Annotated in this window: 1 protein-coding gene; it reads right to left on the bottom strand. The window is 74.8% G+C overall.

The features are described from left to right. On the bottom strand, positions 1-2,231 hold a 2,231-nt coding region (locus tag AB0M20_RS39375), incomplete at both ends, for an FtsX-like permease family protein (RefSeq protein WP_364306140.1).

Raw genomic sequence — 2,231 nt, 5'->3', positions numbered from 1 at the left:
CGGCCCGGCACGCGTACCAGATGGATCAGAGCCTGACCCAGCAGCGTGCGATGGTGTCGCGCCCGGCGCACCACCCGCACGGCCGGTTGCAACGCCTCGCCGGGCGCCGCCCGGGCTCCCGAGACGGCCGGGGCGATCGCCGCGAGCACGGCGATCGCCAGCCCGATCGGCACGGCGAGCAGCGCGTCGCGCACCGAGATCGAGACGCCGGCCAGATACGCCAGCGGCAGCGCCGCGGCGCCCGCGAACACGCCGCCGGCCAGTCCGACCACGGCGACCTCGCCCATGATCGCCGCGGCGAGGCGCCCGGCCGGCCAGCCGAGGCAGGCCAGGATCCCCATCTCACGGCGGCGGTCCCGGACGGCCGCGGCCACCGCGTTGCCGAGGAACAGCACGCAGACCAGCAGCACCAGGCCGGAGAGCAGCACGCCCTTGCGGTCCGCGGCCTGCACGATCGCCACCGCGACACCCTTGCGGGACCACGGCTCGGTCAGCGTCAGCGCGGGACGCCCGTGCCGGCCCGCCGGAAGCTCCACGGCCTGCTGCGCCGGCGACGACCCGATCATGATGTCCACGTCCAGGCCGGTCGCGACGGCGATGTCCTGCGCCACCAGCCGCACCCGCTCGCGGCTCAGCGGGTCCATGCCGGTCACGCCGCCGACGCGGACCCGCACCGCGCTGATCGGTGCGGCCTGCTGTGCGGCCGGCAACGGCATGGCGTCGAGCGCGGCGACGGTGGTGAGGATCAGCGGCGGCGCCGACAGATAGCCGAGCGGGCTGCCGGTGGGCAGCAGCGGCCGGTCACCGAGCAGCCGCCGCGAACGGTCGTCGGCGGCCGGCACGCCCGACACCCTGTACGTCTCCAGTGGAACCGCCGACAACGGTGAGAACGCACGCAGGCGCTCGGGGTCGAACTCGCCGGCGATGTCGGCCCGCGGGTAGCGGTCGAGGGTGATCAGCGGTGCGCGCGGCGGCCGCAGCGGACGGAAGCCCACGTCGAGCGCCACCGCCGGCGGCAGATCCGTGCCCTCTCCGCCGCCGTCGAGCGCCACCCGCCAGCCCTTCGGATTGCCCGGCAGGGGCCGCGGCCGCAGCCGGCCGGTGTCGCGGTCGTAGCTCGGCGCGCCCGGCTGGTAGAGCAGGCCCAGATCGGCGCCGTCCCCGATGGGCTGCGTGGCCGGCGAGACACGAACCTGCGGATCGACCGGCTCCCCGGTCTTCTTCGCCAGCGCCGGCAGGGACTGCGTGATGTCCTTGCCGGGGAACACCGCCGCGGCCGACGCCTCCAGCCGCTGCACCGAAACCCGCACCTGCTGGTCGACGTAGCTGCGATCGGCGACCAGCGCCGGCACGGCGAGGTGTCCGAGATCCTGGTCGGCGATCCGGGTGTTCGGCGGGCGGCGCACCGGCATCTCACCGGCCCGCAGATAGCGGCCGGAGACCACCGCGTGGTCCAGGCCCACCAGCGCGGCCTCCGCGGCCGGATCGATCGCGGCCGCCGGCACCATGGTCCGCGAGCGGATGGTGACGACCAGCCGGCTCGTCCCGCGGGGCGCCTCCACGAAGGACACCTCGGAGCGTTCGGTGGCCGTGGTGCCGTCGCGGTCGGGGATCAGCCCGCCGGCGCACATCGGAACCTTGCGCCCGTCCGGACGCACCTCCAGCACCGTGAAGTAGCACAACGGGAAGGGGCGCGCGGCCAGCCGCGTGCCGTCGCCGAAGACCGGACCGGGCGGCTGTAGCCCGACGATCTCCTTCTCCGGATAGAGCCGGTTGCTGGTCACATAGACGTATCGCGGCGCGTCGTCGATGACGGTGAGGCCGCGGTCGGTGGTCCAGGTCGGGGACAACCGGAAGATCTGGGTACGCGCGGACGGGTCGATCGCGCCGGTCAGATCCACCGTCTGCGTCACCGGCACATAGGTGTAGCCGAGCATCGCGATCGGGGCGGCCACCTCCACGTTCGCGACCCGGCGCACCCGGTCCAGCTGCGCGGTGGTGATCCCGCCGTAGACGCCGGTCAGATAGTTCGGGCGGACCAGGCCCTGCTCGGTCTCGGCGCCGGCGCGGGCGCCCTGCGGCCGGACGAGCACGTCGTACGCGGCCCGGTAGTTGGCCGCCACCGTGCCGGTCGTCCGCACCTGCGACGTGGTCGCCGAGCCGCTGAGCACCACGAACCCGGTGGTGGCGGCCACGATGCCGGCCAGCAACGCGAGCGCACGCCGGGGCCG

Source organism: Actinoplanes sp. NPDC051633, from assembly GCF_040681735.1.
Taxonomy (GTDB): domain Bacteria; phylum Actinomycetota; class Actinomycetes; order Mycobacteriales; family Micromonosporaceae; genus Actinoplanes.
This window is presented reverse-complemented; position numbering and strand designations above follow the sequence as displayed.